Annotated in this window: 1 protein-coding gene; it reads right to left on the reverse strand. The window is 62.2% G+C overall.

Annotation, left to right across the window (positions count from 1 at the left end):
* Window positions 1-9: 9 nt before the first annotated feature.
* A protein-coding gene (locus LPW26_RS25305) for an IS630 family transposase (RefSeq protein ID WP_238738530.1) occupies window positions 10-958 on the reverse strand; the annotation gives its coding sequence in 2 pieces (ribosomal slippage) (window positions 10-621 and window positions 623-958; 948 coding nt in all).
* Window positions 959-1,002: the final 44 nt, after the last annotated feature.

Consider the following 1,002-nt stretch of genomic DNA (forward strand, 5'->3'; position numbering starts at 1 on the left):
TAGAGCGTTTCATGTTTTGATGGAAGCGTATCCTGCGTTGACGAAGTAGTTGGTGCATTCGTCTGGCAGGATGGTTCCGACGAGGTGACCAATGTGATCGCAGGCGGCGTCGATCGTGCGCTTTTGCGCTATGCGCATCCAGTGCTTGATCTTGGCAAACACCTGCTCGATCGGGTTGAGGTCGGGCGAGTATGGCGGCAGGTACCACAGCCTGGCACCGGCTTTTCGGATCATCTCACGGACGGACGGCGACTTGTGGCTTCCGAGATTATCCATGACGACGATGTCGCCCGGCTGCAGCACGCGAACGAGTTGCTGTTCGACATAGGCGCGGAAGCTCTCGCCGTTGATCGGCCCATCGAACACGCAAGGCGCAGTGAGCCGGTCACAGCGCAGCGCGCCCAGGAAGGTCAGCGTTCGCCAGTGGCCGTGCGGCGCAAAACCGCGAAGCCGCTCGCCTTTGGGTCCCCAGCCGCGCAGCGGGGCCATGTTGGTCTTGATCCAGGTCTCGTCGATGAACACCAGCCGGCTTGGGTCGAGGCGATCCTGTAGACTATGCCAACGCTGCCGCCGCCGCGCGACGTCGGCGCGGCCCTGCTCAAGGGCGAACAGCGTTTTTTTTGAAGCTCAGACCCTCGCGCCGCAGGAACGTCCACACCGCGTGGTGCGAGACCTTCACGCCTCGGGCAGCGAGTTCGTCCTTCAGACCGTGCAGCGTCAGATGTGATGTCTGCCTGATCCGCTCCACGATGAACGCCCGATACGGCTCCAGAACCGGCTTGCGGTGCCCGCCCATCTTGCCCGGCGCCACCGAACCTGTCGCGCGATAGCGTTGGCGCCACTTCACAACGGACGATACGGCAACATCGAACCGGGCCGCCACAGCATGGCAGCTCTCGCCGGATTCCAGCGCCCTCACGGCTCGTTCTCGAAGATCATTCGAAAGAGGTCGGACCATTCGATGCTGGCCTCCGATCCAGCCAGCATCTTGAATCACAAACC

The organism is Rhodopseudomonas infernalis, from assembly GCF_022271405.1.
Classification (GTDB): domain Bacteria; phylum Pseudomonadota; class Alphaproteobacteria; order Rhizobiales; family Xanthobacteraceae; genus Rhodopseudomonas; species Rhodopseudomonas infernalis.